This window comes from Clostridium sp. AF19-22AC (assembly GCF_003479085.1).
Taxonomy (GTDB): Bacteria; Bacillota; Clostridia; order Lachnospirales; family Lachnospiraceae; genus Faecalicatena_A; species Faecalicatena_A orotica.
Genome location: NZ_QUGN01000001.1, coordinates 410,496 through 434,986 on the forward strand (window position 1 = coordinate 410,496; position 24,491 = coordinate 434,986).

Below are 24,491 nucleotides of genomic sequence, written 5' to 3' on the forward strand. Positions count from 1 at the left end.
ATACTATAAGTAATCTACATTACAGCAACATTCTCTCTACCTTACATTTACCTTACAAATGCAAAAACAACTGTTCAACTTTTTTGATGATGTTATAATTAAAGAAAATGGTAAAAGGAAAAGAGCGATAGATTGATGAATGATGCATACTTAAAATCCAAAAAGATATTGATTGTAGATGATGAAGCAGATTTAAGAAATATGCTTATCTCAATACTTACAGAGGAAAACTTCCTGAATATCGTCACAACCGATTGCGTGAAATCTGCTTTGGAAATTTGTCAAAAAGAAAAGCCTGACATTGCGATACTGGATGTCATGCTCCCTGACGGAAACGGTTTCGAGTTAATGGACACTATAAGGAGCTTTATGGATATTCCCGTTATCTTTCTGACTGCTAAAGATGATGTGCAGGATAAATATTCCGGCTTTGGCCTGGGGGCGGATGATTATATCACAAAACCGTTTCTGCCAAAGGAACTTATTTTCCGGTTAATTGCTGTATTGCGCAGATCCTATAAGAAAGAAAATCCATTTATTGAACTGCATGCCTGCAAAGTTGATTTAGAAAATGCACAAGTCATATGGAGAGATGATACATTTCCCCTTACTGCAAAAGAGCGTGATATTTTAGAAACCCTTGCGAGAAACGTTAACCGTATAGTTACCATAGACGCTCTTTGTGAAGCTGTCTGGGGAGATAATCCGTTTGGATATGGGAATTCTTTGCTTGCCCATATCCGGAGAATACGGGAAAAAATTGAAGAAAATCCATCAAAACCTCAGTCCCTAATTACCTTCAAGGGATTAGGCTATAAGTTAATTGTGGAAAGCAGGTCTTAACAATGCGTAATTTCGGAAAATTCATTACTAAACATTTGCTTTTGTACTTACTGATACTGGTCTTTATTGTAGTATTAGATTTAGTGGTATTCTTTCTGACATTTAATAACACAGTTGAAGATATAAGCAGAGAAAGCCCCGTCCGGACACTCCAAAAGGTATCTGAAAATTTTACATCTGAAAATGGAACTTATACTTTAAACTCTAAATATCAAAGAAAACTTACAGAAGATAACATCTGGGGTATCTTGATAGACAGTAGTGGTAATGTTATCTGGCAGCATAATCTTCCGGAGAATATACCTCTAAAATATACATTACAAGATGTTGCCGCTTTTTCGAAAGGCTACATCAGTGACTACCCCGTTTTTACATGGGAACAGGAAAAAAACTTATTGGTTCTGGGTTACCCACAAGACAGCTATTCCAAAATTACAACAAACTATCTTCCATTATCCATTATACGAAAGGCTCCTATTATTTTCTTAATCATATTAGGATTAGATACAGCTATTTTGTTTATCGTATACTATTTGTCAAAACGAAATGTTATGTTAAAGATTACACCTATTTTGAGCGGAATAGATAAACTATCACATGGCGAAAAAGTAATTCTTGACATAAATGGTGAACTTTCAGAAGTTGGCGAACGTATTAACGAAACTTCAAATTATCTGAAAAAACAAGATCAGGCAAGAGCAAATTGGATTAGTGGTGTCTCACATGATATTCGTACACCATTATCAATGATAATGGGATATGCTGATAAGATTGCCGCTGCATCAAATGTAAACGAAAGTACAAAAAAGCAGGCAATCATTATCAAAACTCAAAGTGTAAAAATAAAAAATTTAGTACAGGACTTAAATCTTGTTAGCCAGTTGAATTATAATGTTCAGCCTGTTCAGGAAAAAAATGTTTATCTGTGCAAAATAATACGGGAAACTGTTGCCGAATACTTGAATGGAGATCTAAGCGATAAGTTTGATTTTGAATTAAACCTTGCCAGGAATGTTGAATCTATAAGTATAGCAGGTGACGAAAGATTATTGTACAGGGCAATACAAAATGTCATATCAAATAGTATTAACCATAATGAAAATGGCTGTATGATTTTAATCAGCCTTCAGGCAGATGAAAATACATTTATTTTAACGATCAGCGACAATGGCAGAGGTATTACAGAAGAGGAATTACATAAAATACAAACGACACCACACTATCTGCAAAGTACAGATGACCGCTTAGATTTACAGCATGGATTAGGGTTATTGCTTGTGAAAGAGATTGTCACGATTCATAAAGGAAGAATAAAAATATCCGGCGCTTTAAATGCAGGATTTTCTACAACAATTTACCTTCCATTAAATCATGATTGTAAAAACCATAGCTTGTAGATCACATGAATATGATGTGAATTACAGCTATGGTTTTATAATCCAAAGAGCCTGCTGCGTGTTACTGTTTAGAACGTGCCTTGTATTCCCGTAAGGTGAGAATAGTAACTTTACTGCTGTATTTCTTCCGGGAGCGTTACTGTAAAAATAGTGCCGGCCCCGGCCCTGCTGGAAACTTCGATCGTTCCGTTATGCAGGTCGACGATCCGTTTTGCCAGAGTCAGTCCTAAGCCGTTGCCGCCCCCGGTACGTGCGGCGTCTGCCTGATAGAACTTTTCGTATACTCTTTTTATTGTGTTTTCATCCATACCGATCCCGTTATCTGCAATGGAAACTATAATGTTTTTCTGCTTTTTTCTTAGAAGAATCTGTATCTGTCCCTGTTGGGATACGAATTTAATCGCATTACCCAGTATATTCTGCCATACCTGCATGAGCAGTTCTTTGTTGCCGCTGTAATCCACTGAACACAGGTCGATATCCAGATCCAGTTCTTTTTGTGTCCATTGTGTTTCAAAGAGCAAGATGACTTCCCGAAGCTGTTCGTCCAGAGAATAGCTTTCTTTTTTAACCTCAATTTCCTGATTCTCTAGCCGCGCCAGCAGGAGAATATTACCTGTCAGTGAGGAAAGCCGCCTTGTATTGAAGAGGATTCGTTCCGTGTATTCCGCCCGCTTTTCCTCGGACAGGGATTTATTCTGCAGGAGTGTCACATATCCCTCAATGGCAGCCAGTGGTGTTTTAAATTCATGGGAAACATTTTCTATGAAATCTTTCCGGAAGATTTCTGTATTTGCCAGTTCTTTTACCATAACATTAAAATTATGGGCCATAGAGCTTAATTCCGTGACAGGGGTGTCTTCATCTACCCGGACACTAAAATTCCCCTTTACCACTTCCTTTGTTGCTTCATTAATGGAGAAAATAGCCTTTAAAGGCCGTTTCCCGGCAAAACGGGAAAAAATGGTTCCCAGAATTACGCTGACTACACCAGATATGAGAAGGATCAGTCCGGTCATGGGATCTTGTATGATTCCCAGATTGAGTAAGGCGATAGCTAAGAATCCCATCAAAGTCATAGTAATTGTCAGGATGAGAAATACCAGGAAGGAGAACATAACGGTTACTTTAAAGGAACGTTTATTCATGCTGTTTTTTCACCACCTTATAACCGAGTCCACGTACTGTTACGATATCAAAATCAGGATTGCTCTTGAATTTTTCCCTAAGACGGCTGATGTGGACATCTAAAGTATGAGTATCTGTTTCAGAATCAGGGCCCCAGATTTCCTCCATAATCTGTCTGCGTGTGAAAATCCGGTTGGGTGAAGCGGCCAGTTTAAAGAGCAGGAGAAATTCCTTCTGGGGCAGCTCGGTTACCGAGGAACCGCACCGGACGGTCAATGCATCGCAGTCAAATACAGTCGAGCCAAGTTGGGTTTTACGCTGGCTGACAATCTGTGAACGGCGCAGAAGTGCCTCTACCCTCCAGACCATCTCATTCACATCAATCGGCTTGACCATATAGTCATCAGTGCCAGACCGGAACCCTTCCTGTTTATCTGCCGGATCTTCTTTCGCGGTTATAATGAGGATCGGCATCGTATACCTTGCTTCACGCACTGCTCTTATCATTTCGAAACCGTCCATAACAGGCATCATGACATCGGATATGATTAAATCTACATAAGTATGATCGAGAATATCAAACGCATTCATTCCATCTGTTGCGGGGATTGCAGTATAACCATTGTCGGTCAGAACTGTACAGAAAAGATCCCGCAATTCTTTGTTGTCTTCTACTACTAAAATCTGAAACATCTTCTTTACCTCCAAATTTTATTCTATCACAGTTTGGACCTTACTTCCAAAAGAAGTTATATGAGGGAAGTAAGGTACTTTTATAGTAATTTTACACGTTCAACCTCAAATGTACCTCAACAGTGCTGAAGTAAGTTTAAACCATAAAGTAAAGTATAGATTATAAGTTGAAAATGCCCGGCAGAAGGTATAAACTATAAAGATAGTTACTATTTATGAAATAGAAATCATACCCTTAGCTGAGGCATATGTTCCTGTCAACTGGGGGCAGGCAAAAAGGAAGGCGAAGTGAAATGAAGTACAGTTTTATCACAATTGAAAGGGAATATGGAAGCGGAGGAACAAAGATAGGAAGAAGACTTTCGGAGGTAAGCAAAGTCCCCTGTTACGGCAGTGAGATTCTGGAAATGGTTTCCCAAAAATATAATATTTCCGTTGAGAGAATCGGGAGATATGAGGAGACCGCCACAAATAGTCTGATGTATTCTCTCTATATGATGAGTCAGGTACAGAACGGAAATGTAAATATGCTGTCTAATGAGGGCCGTATTTTTCTGGAAGAACAGAAGACCATTCAAAGGCTGGCAGATGCGGGAGAGGCGATTTTCCTCGGACACTGTGCATCAGAAGTGCTGAAGGACAGGGATGACGTGCTGAATGTCTTCATTCATGCGGAACTTCCAGATAAGAAAAAAAGGATAGCAGCGGAATATGGAATCCCGGAAGGGGATGTGGAAAGTACCATGAAGAAGTTCGATAAGAAACGTGCAAATTACTATTTTGCAAATACAGGGAAGAAGTGGGATGATCTGCGCCGCTATGATGTTGTGCTGGACAGTAGCCGGCTGGGAATAGAAGGCTGCGTGGAATTTCTGGAGGGAGCCCTGAAATAGAAGACTGCAGACGGGGCAGAACCGGCATGGTTCTGCCCCCAGATTTTCTAGCGGCAATACTCATCATAGAGCGATTCGAAGATCCTGATATGTAGTTCTTCATCTTCGATGATTCTCTTAAGAGATTCCACAATATACTTATCCTCAATCCGGGCACACTGATTTTGATATTTTTGTACGGCACCCTTTTCCATGTTCACTGCGTTTACAAGCAGGGGCTTTAATTCTACGGAGTAAGTATTATATCCCGGCGTCCAGTAGACCATCCGGCTGCCGCGGTGTGTCCAGAGTCTGGGCGCTTCACCCATAATCCTTGCAATCTCCCCGAAAATATGAAGATGATGCATCTCTACTATACTGATTCCCTTGAAGATATTGGAAATCCGGTCATTCTCATCAATCAGCATATTATTATAGAGATAGAGACTTATGGTAGTCATTTCCGAATGCTGCCCTCCCATATTATCCAGCATCATTCTTCCGTAAAGGCTGTTGCGCTCACAGACCCGCACGGGAGGATAAGGGCCGGGTGCAGAAAAACTTTCTTTCGGCTGTCTGGGGACGGCATCGTGGCCGCTGCAGCAGTTCTCTTTATTCTCATTTTGCATATTTAGAACACTCCTTGTTAATGGATGTATTTAGTATACAATCTATGATAACAGGAATTTGGATATGCAGAATATTCAGGAATCACTACGTCAGATCCCAAATTCTTTAAACAACTGCCTCTGGTATTCTCTGTCTTTCGAGGCCTTCTCAATATCCTCATATCTTTTATCTTCGAGGAGAAGAAGTGTAAGACGGTTGACCCTTTCTTCCCCCTCAAGCATGCCCTCGGCGTGGCCTTCAGCGATACCCTCAGCGAGGCCTTCAGCAATCCCCGCGCTTACTAATTTCTGTCCTATCCTGGTCATTTTTATTTCCTCCATGATTTCCTCGATATCCATTGATTCTAAAAACTTGTCTGCCATAGCATAGATCACCGCCTCGATTTTCCTGATTTCATCAGGATTGATTGTTGTTGCCTCCCTTGTAATTGCAAATGCAGCCCTGATCCTGTCCTTTTGCGGCATTGTTCCACCCATCAAGGGGCAGAGGGGAAGCATTACAAGGTCTTCACGCTTCAGGGGGACATCTTCTGCCACACATTTTTCCAGCCTGCCAATCAGCTCGTCGGCACTCTTTTCCTGCATAATAATGGGAATGACCCGGTATGTATTCACTCCTTCTGTAAATTCAGTTACAGGATGCCGAATCGATCCGGAAAACAATACATAAGTGGTCACGGAGACATGGTACTGGTAACTGGCGAGTGCTTCGTAGGAACGGAAACGCTTTATCGTCTGCGAAGAAATGCATCATTGTCTTTAAGACTGCATCTTCGTGCTGTACAGCGGCAGGCAGCTCCTCCTGCCAAACTGTTTTGGTTGTGTTGTCCATATAGTATCCTTTCTATGCAACTATACAGAGAAACTATCTGATTTTACTATAGCAAAAAATATGGGGGCAGACAATGGTATATTACTGCAAAATATAGGGGTGCTGTGTATTTCTGAAAAAATTCCCTGATCATAGGGGTGACTCAAAGATCTATTAGATTGTTTGAGATTGCTTATTAAGATGCTGTGTGATAGTTTCCATGTACAGAACCATCATCTGCGTATGCATAAGTGTAAAAGAGGGGAAGGGAAAAGTCAAGTGCTGTTTGCAAAACCAATACACATTTCACTTGTTATTATTAGAGTGTGTTTGATAATTCATTGTACACGTCTGACCGCCCCACTTCACCCCCTATTTGAGCCAAATTTTATCAACGTAGGACCACTACGCCTCAAAAATTTGGCTCAAATATCTCGCAAAGTGGGACAATCAGCCGTATACATGAATTATCAAACACACTCTGGCACAGATGCCGCGCTCTCTGGAGTACGGCATCTGTATAGATAAAGTGTTGGTTTACAATTGGCTAATCCTCAAGTACTCCATCCATAAATTCAATGATTCCTGCCTCGACCTCATCTTTGATGGCAGCATAATTATGGATCTCATGACGGTAGCCGGAATATACTTTGGTCGTAACACGGTGCCCGGTATCCCACAGCCAGTTTGATACCTCATAGATTCCTTTTCCATATTCGCCGACCGGGTCCTGATCACCGCCGATATTATAAACCGGAAGTGATTTCGGCACTTTTTCAGCCCATTCGGTACCTATAATTGCCTCCATCATCTGTGTAAAATCATAAAGGGAGCGGTTGCTGGTTGGCTTTGTAAAGGCATCAAAAGGATCTTCTGCATGATCCTTCTGTACATAAGGATCTGCGCAGATCCACTCATTTCCGATCGTGACATCATCACAGCGTTCGCACATCCACCCCATCAGAGCCCCTGTAAATTCAGCATTGGAATCTTTTCCGAGTCCTTCATCTACAGCTTTCTTCAAAAGTACGGCGGCTTCGGAAGCCCCGCGGAAGGTTCCGGTAGTCCCGCAGATTGTGACCCCGGCCAGATCATCGCCGTATGCTGCGGCATAATCTCTTGCAATAAAGGACCCCATGCTGTGTCCAAAAAGAAAGTATGGAAGATCCGGGTATTTCCCGCATACCAGTTTTTTCAGGGTGTGTTCATCCTCCATCATGGTATGGAAGCCTGCATCACCCCAGTCACCCCAGATTCCGCTGACCATCGCGGTTTTTCCGTGTCCAACATGGTCATCCGCAGCTACAATGTAACCGGCATCCATAAATTTTACGATCATGTGCAGATACCGTCTGGAATGTTCACCAAATCCGTGAATAATCTGGACAATGCCCTTTGGTTTTACAGCAGGGACATAGATCCAGCCCTGTACCTCGTCGCGCTTGTTGAAGGATAAAAAGTTTACCTCATGTAACATAACAACACCTCCGTTTTCTATAAAATAACTACTACATTCATTGTAGAATGCGGGGGCAGGAGTGTCAAACAAATTTAGGTAAAAATAGAGCAGTAACAAAAGCTGGTTTGCATCTGCGTATAAACAGTGATATAGTAGTGTTCTAAAGGAGATGAAAATATGTCCCGGAAAGATAAGAATATAAAAGAAAAGAAATATTCATTTTTCAGCCATAAGGAATGTGAATATTTTCCATGCCATAAGACGAATGACCCGGATAATTTTAACTGCCTGTTCTGCTACTGCCCCTTATATGCATTAGGGGACAGATGTGGAGGTAATTTCAGGTATACGGACAGGGGGGTTAAGGACTGTACGAACTGCACCCTTCCCCACAAGCGGGAGAATTACGATTATGTGACAGGTAAATACAGCGAGATCAAAGAACTTGTTATGAACCAGAGAACAAAAGAATAAATCTGGAAAAAAACAGGAATAAATTCCCAAGCCCGGCCATATAATTTAATAGAGCGTTAAATAACGTAAAAATTAGCGATAGGAGAGAAAGATATGGCGAGACAGAGGAAATCATTAGACAACCAGATCCATGCTTTGGAAGAGCAGATAAATAAACTGCAGGACAAGCTGGATGTTCTGATGCAGCAGAAAGAAGAGCTTGAGAATAAAAAGCGGGAAGAAGAGCTCGGTGAGCTTTATAATTTTATGAAGGCGAATGAGCTGTCCATTGAGGACCTGTACGGGCTCATTGGACAGAATGAAGGGCAGGAAGATTTGCAGACAGCCTGACCGGAATCATATCGTTCCAGAGCGTGTTAGATAAACCAGCCATATACATGGTTTATCTAACACGCTCTAATCTTATTTAGTTTTGTACTTTGTATCGTGTAATAAAATTTATTGTGTATTATTAACAAATTTGCAAGTATAATTTCTCTGATATTAACAAAAAAAATATAAGCTGTTGACATTTTGCAAAATCTAATGTTATAGTGGTTTTGTCCAAGAAAATAGAAGAAATGGTGCACACAAGAGAGGAGTTTGTTATAAACTCTATATATTTTATCAAAAAAATGAACCGGTTCACTTTTGAAAAGGGAGGACGCTCCCGGCAATGGTATTGGCAATTGTTAAATTAAATATGAGAATAATTAAAGGAGAACACAGGTATGAAAATGAAAAAAGCAATGAGCATTATTCTGGCAGCAGTAATGGTAGCAGGCATGGCAGCCGGATGTGGAAAATCGAATGATTCTAAGTCAGAATCCGATGACGGTACAGTCACTTTAAATTACTGGACATGGTTCCCGAGTACGGATCAGATTGATGAGACGATTAAAGCTTTTGAGAAGGAGAATCCTGACATCAAAATTAATATGACAGTAATGGAAAGTAAGGCTTTTCAGGAAAAGGTACCTCTTGCACTTAGTACGGATGAGGATATTGATGTAATTGGTGTACAGCCTTCTGCATTTGCCGAAGAAGTACAGGATTATCTGGCTGATCTGGATGAACTGATGCCGGCTGCGGCAGGAGATGACTGGAAGGACAAGTATTCTGAAAAATGTCTGGAACAGGGAAATCAGCTTACTGGCGGGAATACAAAAATGCTGGTGCTTACCAATTCCGGTTCTATGATCGGTTATTATAATGCGGCTCTTTTAGAGGAAATCGGATGTGAAGTACCGACAACTATTGCAGAATACAAAACAGTTGCCGAAAAACTGAAAGAAAAATATCCGGATAAATATGTAGGTGTATTTGCCGGTAAGGAAGCCTGGATTATGGATGAGATGATGCTGACAGTCCTTGGACAGCAGGGAGATTACTATAATCAGTGGAGATATGAAGGTGCAGATGTTGACAGTGAAGAGTTCCTGCAGGCATTTAACGGGTTTAAGAAGTTTTTTGATGAGGGGATTTTCACAGCAGATGCATTAGATTTAGATTATGCCAGCGCAACAGAAGAATTTACAAATGGAAATGCTTTAGTTTATTACATGGGCTCATGGGAATCTCCGTTATTGTCACAGACCTTAAGAGAGGGAAACGGAATTGATCTTGAGGATGTAGGTGCTATGGCGCTTCCGGTTGCGGAAGATGGTGGACAGCTGACGGTGCGTTCTTATATAGATTCCGGGATCGGGGTTGTAGATTATTCAGAGAAGAAGGAAGCAGCTGCAAAGTTTGTTGCTTACCTGACACTCGGTGACGGAGCGGATCTGTTTGGAAAACAGCTTACAGGTACATCTGCAAAAAAAGACTTTGAAGTAGATGAATCTTTGTTTGCAACAGATACGGCAAAACAGGGGTGGGATACAGTTGTAGAACTGATTAACACTGCAACAGCAGATAGAAATAACGTTTCAGGATACTCGGATATTGAAGGCGCAGAGGTGCAGAGCGTAATGAATGGAACAAAATCTGCCGAGGATGCGCTGAAAACATTGCAAAAGGAATGGACGAGCGGAAAGTATTAGGGATTTTAGATAATGGGAGGTTGCGGATATGAGTAGAATGGGTCAGGCAGGAAACGGGATTAAAAAAAGGAATAACAGGGCAGGATTTATCTTTCTGCTTCCTCTTATTATCATCTTTATAGGGTTGTTGGGATATAGTTTTTATTTCTTAATAGTAAACAGCTTTAAACATGTAACGATTACCTTTCGGAACACTGATTTTGTAGGTCTGTCCAACTATAGCACGATTCTGGCCGATAAGACATTCTGGAGGGCATTGTTCAACACCTTTTTATTGTCTGCAGCCAATATATTCTGCGGACTGACATTTGGTTTTTTTATCTCAATTATTTTAAACTTTAAAATCAAAGGGAAGAGATTTTTCCATGCATTGTTTTTTGTTCCGTCCATGCTTCCGATTGCTTTAATGGCAGCTGTTTTCAGTTCTATGCTGGAGTATAAAAATGGAATTGTGAATCAGCTCCTGAGAGGGGCAGGACTTGGAGCACTGGCACAACGATGGCTGGCAGATCCCAATCTGGCAATCTGGTCGGTCTGTTCGGTATCCATATTCCTGATTGGGATTCCGATCATGTATTACACAGCAGATATGACAACAATCAGTGACAGTGTTCTGGAAGCAGCAACAATGGATGGGGCAAAGATGAGGCACCAGCTATTCATGGTAATCTATCCGATGCTTAAGAATACACACAAAACAATTATCCTGTCTATGCTTCTTGGCGGCTTCAGGGAAATGGAAAGGGTATTCATGATGACGGACGGGGGCCCCGGAGGGGCGACGGAGATCATAGGTACATACATTTACCGGGCCACACGGTCAGCAGGTTCGAATATCGGGCTGGTATGTGCGGCAGCTATCATTGTACTGATTGTAGCATTTTTAATATCCTTTATTCAGTTAAAACTGACAGAGAAGAATGCCTAGAAAGGAGAAAATAGTAATGAAAAGAAATATAAAGAATCAGGAAATGGAAAAGGATATGTTCTCTATTTCCAAAAAGAATAAAATAGTTATGGTTATATTTCTAATTATCATGACACTTATCTGGGCAGTGCCAGTTTATTCCCTGATTAAAGATTCGCTGAAAGTGAACGGGTTTGCAAATTATACATATGTCTTAACAAACAAAATCAACGGCGTACCCTTTTATCAATATTTTATTAACTCTGCAGTCAATGCAGTCTGTGCAGGTGCTTTGCTTGTTTTTATCTGTTCATTTGCAGGTTTTGCATTTTCAAAGGTAGAATTTACAGGAAGAAAATTGATTTATAATATGGTAGTGATGTGTCTTGCAATTTCAGGGCCAATTCTGATTATACCATTATTTTATATATACAAGACTGCCCATTTATACAATACACATTTAGCAGTCATTTTATCAGAATGTCTCATTACGATCCCTTTTGGTGTCCTGATGATGAAGAACTTTTTCGATGGCCTGCCGGGGGAATTGATGGAATCTGCAAATGTAGACGGCGCCACCATTGTACAGACGTGTTTTCGGATTTACCTGCCTCTGGCAAAGCCTGCTATGATTAATCTTGCAGTATTGCAGCTTATGTGGTCATTTCAGGACTTCCTTTTCCCTCTGATGTTTTTGACAAAAGACGAAGCGTATACGACAACAGTTGCAGTAAATGCCTTTAAAGGGGCATATGGTATGACGGCCCAAAGCTTGGGACGGTATAATGCGGCACTGGTACTGATATCCATCCCTACGATTTTAATTTTTATTTTTGCACAGAAATATATCGTAAATGGTGTGACATCGGGTGCAGTGAAAGAATAGGAGCAAGACAGAAATATGAATACAAAATTATGGTATCAATCTCCAGCTGCATCTTTTAGTGAGGCACTCCCAATTGGAAATGGAAGTCTTGGTGCTGTTATATATGGGACGCTTCCTGAGGAAAGTGTATTTATCAATCAGGATACACTCTGGTCAGGAACTGGAAACAGAGAAAAAGGAGGCGTTGACAGGGCACTGTTAAACAAAGCGAAAAAACTCAGTCTGGCGGGCTCATATTATGAAGCGCAGCAGCTTGTAGAAGAGCACATGCTGGGAGATTACAATGAATCCTATATGCCTCTTGGGGTAGTAAAGTACAGTTTTCCCCAAGTGAAAGAATACAAAAATTACAGGAGGGAGTTAGATCTTGGGCAGGCACTTTTGAAAACAGAATTCGTGTCCGGGGATGTTCGCTATCAGAGTGAAATATTTTCCTCTTATCCGGATAATGTCATTGCTATAAAGATAAGAAGCGGGGAAGCAAATAAGCTGGACGTTATTTTTAATTTCGAAAGCAGGCTTCAATACTTTTCAGCTATTCACGAAGGAAACGGAATTGTAATTTCAGGGAACGCCCCGAGTCATGTGGAACCTAATTATGTACCAAGCCATCATCCTGTTGTATACGAGAAAACAGATCTGGGAATGCCATTCTGCGGCTATCTGCGGGTGGAGAACCAGGATGGCGGGCTGTATATTGAGGAAGGAAAACTGCATGTAATGCATGCAACCGAGGTTATAGCATATATCACAGTATCAAATGGATACGAAGGCTTTCAAAAACCTATTTCCTATTCTCATAAAGCGTGTTTCGAGAAATGCAGGCTGCTTATGGAGCAGATAAGCGGAATTTCATATGCGCTTGTTAAGGAAAGACATTTGTCAGATTATACACAAATTTTTAAACGTGTCTATTTCGACCTTGGGGAACCCGAACCGGAGGTCCCAACGGACGAAAGGTTAAGAAAGTTAAAAAGCGGGGAAGAGGATAAGGGGCTTTATTGTCTCTATTTTCACTATAACCGGTATCTGATGATAGCGAGTTCAAGAATAGGAAGCCAGCCTTCAAACCTTCAGGGAATCTGGAGTGACAGTACAAGACCCGTATGGAGCAGTAACTGGACTATAAATATTAACACGGAAATGAATTACTGGCCTGTTGGAAGCTGTAATATGCTGGAATGTTATGAACCTCTGATCCGTATGCTGGAAGAAATGAGTATCGCGGGACAGGAAACAGCAGTTCGATTCTACGGGTGCCGGGGCTGGGCGGCAAATCATAATGTAGACTTGTGGAGACAGACAGAGCCTGTAGACGGGATGGCAAAGTATGCTTATTGGCCAATGGGTGGTGTATGGCTGAGTGCGCAGATTTATGACTACTATAAATATACACGTGATAAAAAAATACTGGAAAACAGAATTTATCCGGTTATGAGAGGCGCCGCTTGCTTTTGTCTGGACTGGCTGGTTAAGCGGGAGGATGGTTATTACTATACGCCTCTTTCTACTTCTCCGGAAAATACATTTTATGACTGTGAGAAAAGAGAATGTGCGGTCAGCTTTGGTTCAACGATGGACACAGCATTAATCCGTGAACTTTTTAAAAATGTAGTGGAAGCCAGCGAGATTCTGGATATCAGTGATGATTTTACAGAAGAAGTAAAGGAAAAATACGGGCTGCTGCCTGCTTATAAAGTGGGAAGAGAGGGACAGCTTCAGGAATGGGCAGAAGACTTTGAAGAGAAAGATCCCGGACACAGACATTTTTCTCCATTGGCAGCATTCCACCCGGGAACCACAATCAATAAATATAATACTCCGGAATTAATAAAAAGTGTAGAAAAGTTTATAGAACGCAGGCTGGAGAATGGCGGAGGACATATTGGCTGGAGCTGCGCCTGGCTGATTAATTTCTATGCAAGACTGGAAAATGGAGAGGAAGCGCTGCATTATTTGAAAAGACTGCTTACAAACTCTTCATATGACAACCTGTTTGACCTGCACCCACCATTAGGGGAGAGCGAAGGTGAGCGGGAAGTATTCCAGATTGACGGTAATTTTGGCAGCCTGAATGGAATGTCAGAGATGCTGCTCCAAAGCTGTTATGGAATCATCGAACTTTTGCCGGCCTTACCCAAAGCGTGGCCAAAAGGTGAAGTAACAGGACTGTTGGCAGAAGGTGGGATAACTGTTGATTTAAAGTGGAAAGATGGTGTATTAAAGGAAGTTGGATTTTTATCTGCAGCCACGCAGGAGGTATCTGTAAAGTATCGGGACGTGCAGTGGCAATTATATCTGCAGGAAGGGAAGAAGGTTTATGCCTCCATTCCATCATAGTAGGAGTAAAGTACAAAAAATTACCTGAGATATAAGAAAATAACTTATGGCATGAAATAAAAAAGAAGCAGGAAAATCATACCCGCTTCTTTTTTTCTAAATCCTGAATACTTTCTTTGTAATAAAATTCCGGTTCATGCGTTATAATCTTAGGATAGTCTGACTTGTCGCCGCGCATTCTCTTAAACAGAAGTTTTGCGGCAGCAAGCCCCATAGCATCTAGCGGCTGGGCGGCAAAGGACAGCGGTGGATTAACGATATTTGCCAGAGGAAAGTTATCAAACCCAATGATGGAAATATCATCCGGAATCTGCAGTCTTAAGTAATTGATTGCTAAATATGCGCCTATTTCCATGTCGTAGTTACTGATAAAGACAGCAGTAGGAGGGTCAGGCAGACCGGCCAGACGGAGCATTGCGTCGTATCCTCCGTCCATTGTATAATTTCCGCATTGGATATAGTCATCAATAACTGGTATTTGATGTTCATTCATAGCGGTTATATAACCATTAAGTCGTTCGGCTGACGTATAGTGGTCAGATTCACCGATAATGATTGCAATCTTATTATGGTGCAGCTGGATCAGTTTTTTTACCGGCTCATAAGCGGAACGGAAATTATCAAGTATAATACTGTCTGCAGGATGATCCTTGATAATCTGGTCAACTACTATAAGAGGCGTATTATTCTCCTGAATTAATTCAATCTGTTCACCCGAAGATGAAAAAGGAATCAAGATAATCCCGTCGACCATACGGTCCAACAGGAAACGTGCTTTTTGCAGTTCCATCTTTTCATTATTATGGCATTCACATACGATGACACTGTAACCCTTTGGCAGCAGGTAGGCCTCGATAGACGAAATCATGGAGGTGCAGAAATTGGAGGTAAGCATAGGAATCAGGACAGCAACAGAGAAAGTCTGGGCGTTGCGCAGTCCTTTGGCGATATTATTAGGCCGGAAGTCCAGCTCCCGGATTGCATTCTCGATTCGGATGCGGTTCGCTTCCTTTACCGGTGTACCATTGATATATTTACTTACAGTTCCGAGCGATAATCCGGCCAGATTAGCCACATCCCTAATTGTTGATGCCAAATGATTCACCTCCAAAGAGTTTCTATCTAAATTCTATATGAAAGAAAATATAAAGTCAAGGTAAAAAGGGCACTCAGGGAGTCGGAAAGAAGTGGACAAAAAACATTCTATTGAATAAAAAACAGGACGATTTTGGAGAAAATGTCAAAAATAATAACTAAAATAAGATGATTAAGGAAATATATCACAAAATATAATTGACACGAAAATAAGTACATGGTAATATATCACATATAAAATGAACCGGTTCATACTATTTGTGTGAACGTTTTTTTAAAATAGAAAAATGAACCGGTTCAATTATGGAGGCAAAGAGCAAGGTAAGGAACGAGGAGGATAGGTGTGAAAAAAATTAAGCAGACAATCATAGTTATTTTAACAGTAGTCAGCATTCTTTTAGTAGGAATACCCAAAATGAAAGTTTCGGCGGAAGATATTCCAGTCCGGTCCGGAATGAATCAGGATTTTGCACAGAATGGTTTCAGGCGGATTATCGATCATGAACATCCCGTGCTGACTTTTACAATGGTTATGGGGCATAATACAGAAAATGATTCAGATTTCCTGAGAGATATTAATTACAGAGGACAGGACATTAAACAGATGTGGGAGACAATACCGCAGGATATCCGGCCTTATTGTGTGCTGACCCTGCATTTCGGGTCTGTTTATAACAAATGGAATACCACTGCAGATGCAAGAAAATGGGTCGAGGACAATTTGTTACAGGGGCAGGATCTGGGGATTCCAATGATGGTGATTTATGGAGGAAACAGAAGCCAGGCGATGGCAGGCAGTCAGGAGGATACCTTCAAGTGGATTCAGTCTCTGTATGATACCTATGATAATTTTATCGGAACAACAAGCTCAGAACAGACAGATGCGGACGTTACGGCAGCGGTGCCGGGGCTTGTAAAATTAGCGGCTCAGAACGGTGGGTATCATATCCATGCAAATCAGGAGACAATCAATCAGTTTTACAGTAAGATTGTAGCGAATAAAGCGAATGGAGATATACTAAGGAAATATCATGAAAACTTTATCTATACTCCGAAAAATGTCCATTGCAACTATGACTATAATTTTTCTGAGGCATATGGAATGTGGCTGGCTGATATGTCGGCAGGATTTGGGACATATGTGGATGCTTATAACTGGTATCAGGCGGCTACAACAGGAGGTGAAACACCTTATGCAACCACCTACTCCGACTATGTTACAAGAGCATTTCCGGAATCAGCATATGCGGTCAATATGATTGAAAATGCACTGAACGGTGCTACGGTTTTCCAATATGAGAACCAGATGGATATTCCGGCCACGAACAGCATGTACTCCCCACTGTTTTGGAATGCTATGGTACCGGCTATGAGGACTATTATTCAGACGATAGATATTCCTGCGAAAGAAGAATGTATAGAAAAGTCAAAGATTGGATTCTATGAAGACAGTAATCAGAAGGGTCTGCCGGCAGACTGCGGGAGCAGGGGAACCTACAATGGCTCCGGAATGCTCAATGTAGGTTCAGACGGAGAATCCACAACATTTTTCGAGGGGCTTTATGATGGCGGGATCGATATGTATAACAGTGGAAATTCAAACCTCAGGTATTTTTTCCGTACAAGCGGACGTTATGGTATAATTCCCCAGATACCCATTTATACGCCGGAGGAAACACTGAATACCTTAAAAGATGCGGGAATGACGATTATAGACTGTGATTATTATCTGAAAAATTTTAAGAGTGTGCAGGATAAGGTGGACTTTTTTAATGAAAAGTATGAAGAGATTAATACAGGAGACGCAACGGTCAATAAGGACAAGAACAGCTGGCAGATTTATAATAATGCGGTAAATGAGGATCGGATCCAGAGTGCGCAGGTGCCATTGTCTTCAGAAGGTATCTACAAGGCAATTGACTTTCAGGATATGACACCCCACTCATCAGCCACATTGGCGGTAAAAGATGGGGAATTAATCATTGACCTGAATAATTACAGGACAAACAGAGGCGCTGAGGGAGACCTTGTTTCCAAGGATGGCGGCAAGCGCGTACTGGATGTTCTGGATTATTACAATGAATTTAAATACTGCCTTGATCCGTCAGACAAAGAACTAAGGGAAACCAAAATGGTCATCCATCTTAATACGGATGAAAAACCGCAGTTGGATATTGGCGGATATGACAGAAACCAGTATACCTATGAAGAATCATGGAATCCGGCAAGCCGTGAATATTCCATATCTGTTCATCACAATGGCCCGGTATCTATCGTACTCAATGCATCAGAAGCACATTGGACAGCAGCAGATGAATCAGATATAAAGAATGAGGGCAGCAATACAGAACTCAAATTTTATGGTACTTCTATCCAATGGAAGGGAAATAGTGCTGCCAACATATCGATTGACGGTATTGCGTGGGCAAATGGAGTGGACTCTTTCCACAAGACAGGGCTTAGTAATGCGTACCACACCATCACAGTGGAAGGGGATTCAAGCGGCAGCTTCCGGTACATCAGAGGAACCACACAGATGCTGACAGATTCCTATCTGCAGGATTTTACGTATGCATCAAGAGAAGAGGACCAGGATTATTATGTGGATTCAGAACACTGGACTGTTACAAAAGAAGATACGTATGAACCGAATGAACCGGTATCATATAAAGGAAAAGTGTATCAGACCTTTAATAAAACGGGAAAAAATGAGAATGGAGTCATGAAGATACTGCCTTATGTGGCACCGTTCTGGAGCGATATTCCTATCTATATGACGCAGAACAGTTATACAGATGCCGAATGGGAGGCTGACTTTAACACTGCTGCAGGAACGCCTGTAAGTTTTGCATTCCGTACAGATATACAATATAAAAGAGGGTATTATATCACAGTGAATCCGCTGCGGTTAAATCCGACAAATGCAGGTACTAATTATCAGTCATTAGCCCTTCTGGACGGTACGAAATGTCAGGAAACTGCAGATCCGGATTTGGAAAAGAATACATGGTATACGATTAAAATACAGGTCCAGGGACCGGATGTGAAGGTGTTTCTAAAAGAGCGGGAAGAAAAAGAATATGGGGATGCAGTCTTAGCATATACCGGACTTCAGCAGAAGGAAGGTTACTTTGGCGTCAGAGCAGAACATAATTCCGGAAAAGATACGGGTGAAGGGATCGGCAATGCGATAGCAGTGCAGGAGAAAGGGAGTATGAATGACTTTATATATATTGATAATGTCAGGATTACAGATGCTAATGACGCAGGCCGGAACTACAGTTGTGAATTCGAAACGAAGAAATCTGCTGAGAACTGGAAGGGAGAGGGGGCAGTCTTATTCAGCGCCCGGCAGCCGGAAACAGGGTTTGGCTATGCAGATGAGTGGGAAAAAAGCGGCGGTACATGGAAGACCGAAGCCGGTCAGGACATATGGGCAAACGGCGACAATGGTGTGTATACAGGGGAAGCAGAAGCAGGAAAAGAAAATTACTCTTATGCAGGCAGCCAGGAGTGGAAGGATTATTTATATAATTCTCTGCTGAAGTTCAATGAGAACGCAAAGAATGAGTCAGGAATTTTGTTCAGGGTGCAGGATGAAGAGAATATGTATAAGCTGTCTGTATGTCAGGATGGCACAGCGGCAGAGCTGCAGTTTATGAAGAAAACAGGCGGTGCATGGGAGAATATAGGGGAAACAAAAAGCATTCCAATGGAATCTGGAAAATGGTACGCATTTAATTTAACCGTTATGGATGAGTTTTTTGGCCTGTCTGTGAATGATAACCATATCATGACAGTGAGGGATACAGCGTTCCGGAGTGGGAAGGCAGGATTTTCTGTTAATGCAGGTACAAAAGCATATTTTGACAATGCATGGGTGAGTGTGCTCCATACGGAACCGCTCAATGAAGTGCCGGTAACAAGTATCTCAATCTCCGGGCCGGAGACTGCAGATGCCGGAGATTTAACACAGGAGTTACTCTATGAGTCGGATCAGCATGTGACATGGGATACTTCAGATCACAGCAAAGCTTTAATAACAGATGAGGGCAGGCTCATACCTGTTTCCAATGGTGCGGTAAGTGTGATTGCAAAAGCCCCGGATGGTTCCGGTGTGCAGGCAGAGAAAGAAGTTACGATAGTAAATGCAAAAGATTCACCGGTTATAATTTCAATGGAAACGCAGTACCTTACGACAGAGCGGAATCAGGTTCCTGATATGCCTGAAAAAGTGCAGGCTCTCTATAGTGACGGTACAGAGAAAGAAGTGGAAGTATTGTGGGATGCAGCAGCCCCGGAATCTTTTAAGGATGCAGTTGGGCCGATGTTTAATTGGGACGGCGGAAAAGCTACAGTATATGGAACTGCAGAAGAAAACCGGGCAGTTGTAAAGGCGGATGTTACTATACTGCCGGAGCCTCTCCTGGATACAGCATCTGTGTCTCCGAACCGTGGCAGCGACGTACCGTTTGACACAGGTATCATCAACAATAAAGACAATCCGCAGGAAATAGCCTTGGGAGAAACAATTGATCTGCCAAGAATACACTATCTGAAAATGGAGTATCAATGTGGAGATGACACCAGATTTACCGATCCATATTCATTTGTGTGGTGGGAAAAATCCGGTATGGAGGTAACAGAGGAGAACTATAAACCGGGAGACAGCATTGAGGTGGTTGGACATGTAGGGAAATATGGTAATAAAATATCAACCCACTATACCGTTATGTCGGAACGGAAAGCAGAAACAGCGGTTTATAAGGTAGAGCCGGAAAACAGTGGAACCGTATCCGGCCCCGCGGAAATCGGTGCCGGAAAGAAGGCAGAGGTGAAAGCCCAGGCCGCTTCAGGGTATCAATTTGGTTACTGGACAATCACAGATAATAAGACGGGAAATGAAACAGTTGTTGAAAGAACAAGGGAGACAATGGCTGTGATTGGAACGGCTGAGGCTATGAACACATACACCGCTCATTTTGTAAAATCAATGAAAACAGACGAGAAGACAATTCGTTCGGTTAATGGTGATTTTGAATATCTTTATCCATATGCCCAAGTTGCGCTGACTGTAGAAAACGGAGAAGTAAGCGATTATGAGTGGAGCGTAGAAGGGGCAGCGGGAACAGCCAATGATGCGGGAAAGAGCGGAAAGGCACCCGGGAAGGAGGTCGCACAGACCAATATCAGTGAAGAAGGAATTCTAAGCTTAACATCCGATGAAACAGGAACCCTGACGGTTATAGCCACGCCGAAAAATCAGGAAGAAAGTTTGGAAGTACTTAGAAAAGAAATTCATATTAAGAGCGAGGAAGAAGTAACACTGATAGATGATAATGATGCTACGGATAACCTGCTTTATTCGCCGTCGGAAGAGAGCGGTACATGGGCTGTATGGACAGGCGGAAATCAATATAACCGTTATAACAAGACTGAGCATAAATGGAATAACACAACGGCAGATGGGAACAGTTATGCCAGCCTGACATTTGAAGGTACAGGTATTCAGGTTATCACAGAATCAGGGACGAATCAGGGTGGCTCGGCTGACATATACCTTGATCATGTATATCAGGGCGAATACTCAGTTACTTTAAAAAATGCAGGGGCGAATATGTATCATTACGTATTTTTCGCCACCGAAGGTCTCGAAAATGGTTCCCATACTCTGGAAATTGTGCCTAGAGCGGAGCCGAATAAGTACAGAATTCCTTTGGATGCCTTTGTAATAACACAGGCTAAAACGGAAAATCCCGGCGGGGATATACGAAGTATACAGGCTGTAAGTGGAAACTTTGAATATCTGTATCCCTATGCACAGATTGCGCTGCGTGTGGAAAACGGGGATGTTAAGGAATATAACTGGAGTGTTTCAGGCGATACAGGAGAAGCCGCAGATGCAGGCGGAAAGGATGGAAAACCGTCGGCTGCCGGGCAAAAAACCAATATCACCGATATGGGAATCCTCAGCCTGAGCTCAGATGCCAAAGGTCTTATTACAATTACAGCAGTACCAAAAGATGAAGCAGCGGGTCTGGAAACGCTTACCAAAACAGTAAGGGTGGAGGAGTCAGAACAGGTGGTTCTTATTGATGACGACAGAGAGGATGTGATCACTTATTCCCCATCCGTGGGCAATACCGCATGGGCTAAATGGAGCGGGGGTACACAGTACAATCGCTATAATAAAACAGAGCACAAGTGGAATAACACCATAACTGATGAGAACAGTTATGCACAATTTACATTTAACGGAACCGGAATACAGGTCATTACAGATTCAGGAAGCGGAAGCGGAGGCTTTGCAGATGTTTACATAGATGGTGAACATCAAGGTGAATATAATGTATTTACCAAAAATGGAAATGCAGAGATGTACCATTATGTATTTTTCACAGCAGAAGGGCTTGAAAATAAAGAGCATACAATAAAGGTCGTCCCAAAGACAGCGCCGGGAAAATACCGGCTGACATTAGACGGGTTTGTAGTGACCAATTCAGAAAATGAGCCGGAAGAGCCTGTTTTACCGGAAATTACAGAAATCACTCCGGAAGAGGGCAGTATGGAAAAGACGAATATTTTCCAGAGGTTCCATGATACTCTTTTTAGTACTTGTAACGACGATGAGGTGTATGAAATTGTGATTCATGCCGCAAACGTGCAGTCAATTAAGTACCAGTTTGCAGGCTGGGAAGGAACCGAAGATGAACCGGCAGATCCGGGAATGGCAGAGGTGGCGGATGGAAAAGCCATAGTGCCTGTCAGGGGTGACTTTGCAGGAACAATTCATATAACCGCAGAAAATGACGCAGGGGACGCTCAAAGAACGATATTTATACACCATGATAAGGAGAGCCCGGGGATCGAAATAAGCAGCATGCTAACGGTTAATCCGGATTCCAAAACAAATCCGGAAGGGCTGGAAGTAAATACTTCTGATAATTTAGGCGTTCAGCGGGTAAGCTACATTCTTACCAAAGATGGTGAGGCACAGCCGGAAAATATATTATATGAAGATGCGAATGAAGGCGGGGAAAGGCCTGATCTTCCTGAAAATGTAGTTGGAACCGATGGCAGAATTCTGGAAGAAAATGATATTTATACAGGAATCGCATTTTCACTTCCGTTTGTATCTGACGGTACATATAAGCTGACCGTAATGTCAACAGACTATTGTGGCAATACATCAGTATTAGAATCAGATACCATTCGTGTGGGAGAGAAAACCTCTGTGCAGGCAGTCAATGTGGAAATGCAGGGCGGAACCTACAGGAAACAGCCATTTGGGTTTACTCTTACTGAAGGTGAAAAAATCCAATGGAGCGATGAATATGGTAATATTGCAGAAATTGAGGATTCTGATGTGCAAATCCTTTATCAGGGAAGAGAGGGAACACAGTATGAAAGCAGTGAGCCGCCTGCAGAGGCAGGGAAATACAGATTGATCCTTTCTGTAGATGAAAATAATGAAACATATAGTGGTACTAAGATTACAGATTTTGAGATACAAAAGGCTGAAGCCACTGTGACAGCGCTTGATAAAGAAATAAAGGAAGGGGAACAGCTGCCGGATGTGTCAATGCCGGATGAGGAGAAGGACTACACAGTTCAGGGTGTGCTTTCAGGAGATACATTGGAGGGCAGTCTGCTGCTGAACTATACTGACGAAGATGGAAATCCGCTGAGTTCGGATATTCCAAAGGCCGGCGAATATAGTATAGTACCTTCAGGATTAGAGGGCGGCAATAATTATAAGATTACTTTTATCAATGGAAAGTTAACAGTGAAGGCAGATGAAAAACAGCCGGATAACCCGGAGAAGCCCGACATACCTGACACAGAAGATCCGGGGCAGGCTCCTCCTGATGCAGAAGATCCGGGACAGAATCCCCCTGAAACAGAAAATCCGGGACAGAACTCTCCGGATACGGAAGAACCAGGACAGGGTGATCTTAATGTTGAAGAACCAGAGAAGAACGATCCTGGTGTGGAGAAGCCCGGACAGAACGTCCCCGGCACAGCCAATTCTGGAAACAGCCGGACGGAAAGCAATGAGAAGAATAACAACAGTTCAATTCGTACGGGGGATAACCAGAAGCTTGGAATATATGTAGGCAGTATGACAGCGGCAGTTGTCTTGTCAGTTTTATCCATTATCTGGAGGCTCACAAGAAAAAAGAAAAATAAATAAAATATAGTGCAGTTAAAATCAACAGGGCTGTCCTGAAAATGTAATAATAATTCAGGATAGTCCTGTTTTGTATTACCGCGAAGCAGCAATCTGCTGCTACCACGGCGTTCAGCCAACCGCACAGTCTGCCGGATGGTCATTTTCACATATCTGGCTGTGATATTTTTCAAATTCTGTTTCCCAGAATGCTTTATCTTCGGCCTTTGTATATGCTGTCCCCAACTGCCGGCCGTCGCGGCTGATAAAGATTGTTGTCGGTGTATCAGGATACTGGTCCAGTATCTGTTTGTCTAATTCATCTGAATCGAGAAGATGAATATAATGTGCATCGGTATCGGCTATTACTGCAAGTGCATCTTCATCTTTTTCTTTCGTAACTCCGCGGACGATTCCGACTACCTGAATCCCTTTGCCGGAATACTGGCCGGATAGTTCTGAAAAAATTTTCATTTCATCAGGACAGGTATCACAGGACGGATCCCATATATTGACGACGGTAAGCTCTGCTTTCTGTAGAAGGCTGTTTAAATCGGTCTCTGTTCCATCCAGTCTTTGAAGCTTGAAGTTTTCAAGGGTGGAAGAGCCGGCTGTCTTTTCCGGGGCATCCTTTTTCGTATCATCAGCACCAGTGGACTTCTGACAAGCACTCAGCAGCAGGGCAGCGCAGGTCAGAATCGTGAATAAGAAGATTCTTTTCTTCATGGTATGGTCACCTCTTTCTGTAAATAAAATAAGTACAGTT

At 42.1% G+C, this 24,491-nt stretch carries 17 protein-coding genes; 10 read left to right on the forward strand and 7 right to left on the reverse strand.

The features are described 5' to 3' along the window. The first annotated feature begins 135 nt into the window (after positions 1–135). Together DWX43_RS01845 and DWX43_RS01850 are read left to right on the forward strand one after the other, a co-directional pair. The gene (locus DWX43_RS01845; protein WP_118618426.1) at positions 136–843 is read left to right on the forward strand and encodes a response regulator transcription factor; all 708 of its coding nucleotides are present in this window, start codon (positions 136–138) and stop codon (positions 841–843) included. Between the two features lie 2 nt (positions 844–845). After that, entirely contained in the window at positions 846–2,240 is a 1,395-nt protein-coding gene (locus DWX43_RS01850; RefSeq protein ID WP_118618428.1) for a HAMP domain-containing sensor histidine kinase, read from the forward strand. 110 nt (positions 2,241–2,350) lie between these two features. Here the strand turns inward: DWX43_RS01850 and DWX43_RS01855 are convergent, their stop codons facing one another. Then, a complete protein-coding gene (locus tag DWX43_RS01855) occupies positions 2,351–3,388 on the reverse strand; it encodes a HAMP domain-containing sensor histidine kinase (protein WP_118618430.1) in 1,038 nt (345 codons plus the stop codon). Further along, positions 3,381–4,061, reverse strand: coding sequence for a response regulator transcription factor (locus tag DWX43_RS01860; protein WP_118618432.1), 681 nt, complete (start codon positions 4,059–4,061; stop codon positions 3,381–3,383). Before DWX43_RS01860 ends, DWX43_RS01855 begins: the two co-directional genes overlap by 8 nt. A 293-nt stretch (positions 4,062–4,354) precedes the next feature. Here DWX43_RS01860 and DWX43_RS01865 point away from each other — a divergent pair, with 293 nt between their 5' ends. After that, positions 4,355–4,954, forward strand: a complete 600-nt coding sequence (locus DWX43_RS01865) for a cytidylate kinase-like family protein (RefSeq protein ID WP_118618434.1) — start codon at positions 4,355–4,357, stop codon at positions 4,952–4,954. A 47-nt stretch (positions 4,955–5,001) separates the two neighbouring features. On the opposite strand, the gene DWX43_RS01870 is transcribed toward DWX43_RS01865, so the two are convergent. The 3 genes from DWX43_RS01870 to DWX43_RS01880 form a co-directional block, all read right to left on the reverse strand. Then, complete coding sequence (locus DWX43_RS01870) at positions 5,002–5,562, reverse strand: ferritin family protein (RefSeq protein WP_242996072.1); 561 nt, start codon at positions 5,560–5,562, stop codon at positions 5,002–5,004. A gap of 90 nt (positions 5,563–5,652) precedes the next feature. Then, the gene (locus DWX43_RS01875) at positions 5,653–6,177 is read right to left on the reverse strand and encodes a hypothetical protein (RefSeq protein WP_147356283.1); all 525 of its coding nucleotides are present in this window, start codon (positions 6,175–6,177) and stop codon (positions 5,653–5,655) included. A gap of 743 nt (positions 6,178–6,920) precedes the next feature. Next, on the reverse strand, positions 6,921–7,850 hold the full coding sequence (locus DWX43_RS01880) for an alpha/beta fold hydrolase (RefSeq protein ID WP_118618438.1): 930 nt from the start codon (positions 7,848–7,850) through the stop codon (positions 6,921–6,923). Positions 7,851–8,009: 159 nt separating this feature from the next. On the opposite strand from DWX43_RS01880, the gene DWX43_RS01885 reads away from it, so the two are divergent. The 6 genes from DWX43_RS01885 (at position 8,010) to DWX43_RS01910 (ending at position 14,460) form a co-directional block, all read left to right on the forward strand. Continuing rightward, positions 8,010–8,306 (forward strand): cysteine-rich small domain-containing protein, encoded by a 297-nt coding sequence (locus DWX43_RS01885; protein ID WP_109731558.1) that lies wholly within the window; start codon positions 8,010–8,012, stop codon positions 8,304–8,306. A gap of 93 nt (positions 8,307–8,399) precedes the next feature. Further along, a complete protein-coding gene (locus DWX43_RS01890) occupies positions 8,400–8,636 on the forward strand; it encodes a hypothetical protein (protein WP_109731559.1) in 237 nt (78 codons plus the stop codon). Positions 8,637–9,016: 380 nt separating this feature from the next. Next, a complete protein-coding gene (locus tag DWX43_RS01895) occupies positions 9,017–10,327 on the forward strand; it encodes an extracellular solute-binding protein (protein ID WP_118618440.1) in 1,311 nt (436 codons plus the stop codon). Positions 10,328–10,355: 28 nt separating this feature from the next. Beyond that, positions 10,356–11,255, forward strand: coding sequence for a sugar ABC transporter permease (locus tag DWX43_RS01900; RefSeq protein ID WP_118618442.1), 900 nt, complete (start codon positions 10,356–10,358; stop codon positions 11,253–11,255). A 16-nt stretch (positions 11,256–11,271) separates the two neighbouring features. Next, on the forward strand, positions 11,272–12,120 hold the full coding sequence (locus DWX43_RS01905; protein ID WP_182440594.1) for a carbohydrate ABC transporter permease: 849 nt from the start codon (positions 11,272–11,274) through the stop codon (positions 12,118–12,120). 15 nt (positions 12,121–12,135) lie between these two features. Then, positions 12,136–14,460 carry a glycoside hydrolase family 95 protein gene (locus DWX43_RS01910; protein ID WP_118618446.1) on the forward strand — a complete coding sequence of 775 codons (2,325 nt, stop codon included), beginning with the start codon at positions 12,136–12,138 and terminating at the stop codon, positions 14,458–14,460. A 76-nt stretch (positions 14,461–14,536) separates the two neighbouring features. Here DWX43_RS01910 and DWX43_RS01915 read toward each other — a convergent pair whose 3' ends face one another. After that, complete coding sequence (locus tag DWX43_RS01915; RefSeq protein WP_182440595.1) at positions 14,537–15,556, reverse strand: LacI family DNA-binding transcriptional regulator; 1,020 nt, start codon at positions 15,554–15,556, stop codon at positions 14,537–14,539. Between the two features lie 342 nt (positions 15,557–15,898). On the opposite strand from DWX43_RS01915, the gene DWX43_RS01920 reads away from it, so the two are divergent. After that, positions 15,899–23,749: a glycosyl hydrolase family 98 C-terminal domain-containing protein gene (locus tag DWX43_RS01920; RefSeq protein WP_118618450.1), complete on the forward strand. Its 7,851-nt coding sequence runs from the start codon at positions 15,899–15,901 to the stop codon at positions 23,747–23,749. A gap of 108 nt (positions 23,750–23,857) precedes the next feature. Here the strand turns inward: DWX43_RS01920 and DWX43_RS01925 are convergent, their stop codons facing one another. Continuing rightward, positions 23,858–24,451: a TlpA disulfide reductase family protein gene (locus DWX43_RS01925; RefSeq protein WP_118618452.1), complete on the reverse strand. Its 594-nt coding sequence runs from the start codon at positions 24,449–24,451 to the stop codon at positions 23,858–23,860. Between the last annotated feature and the right edge of the window lie 40 nt (positions 24,452–24,491).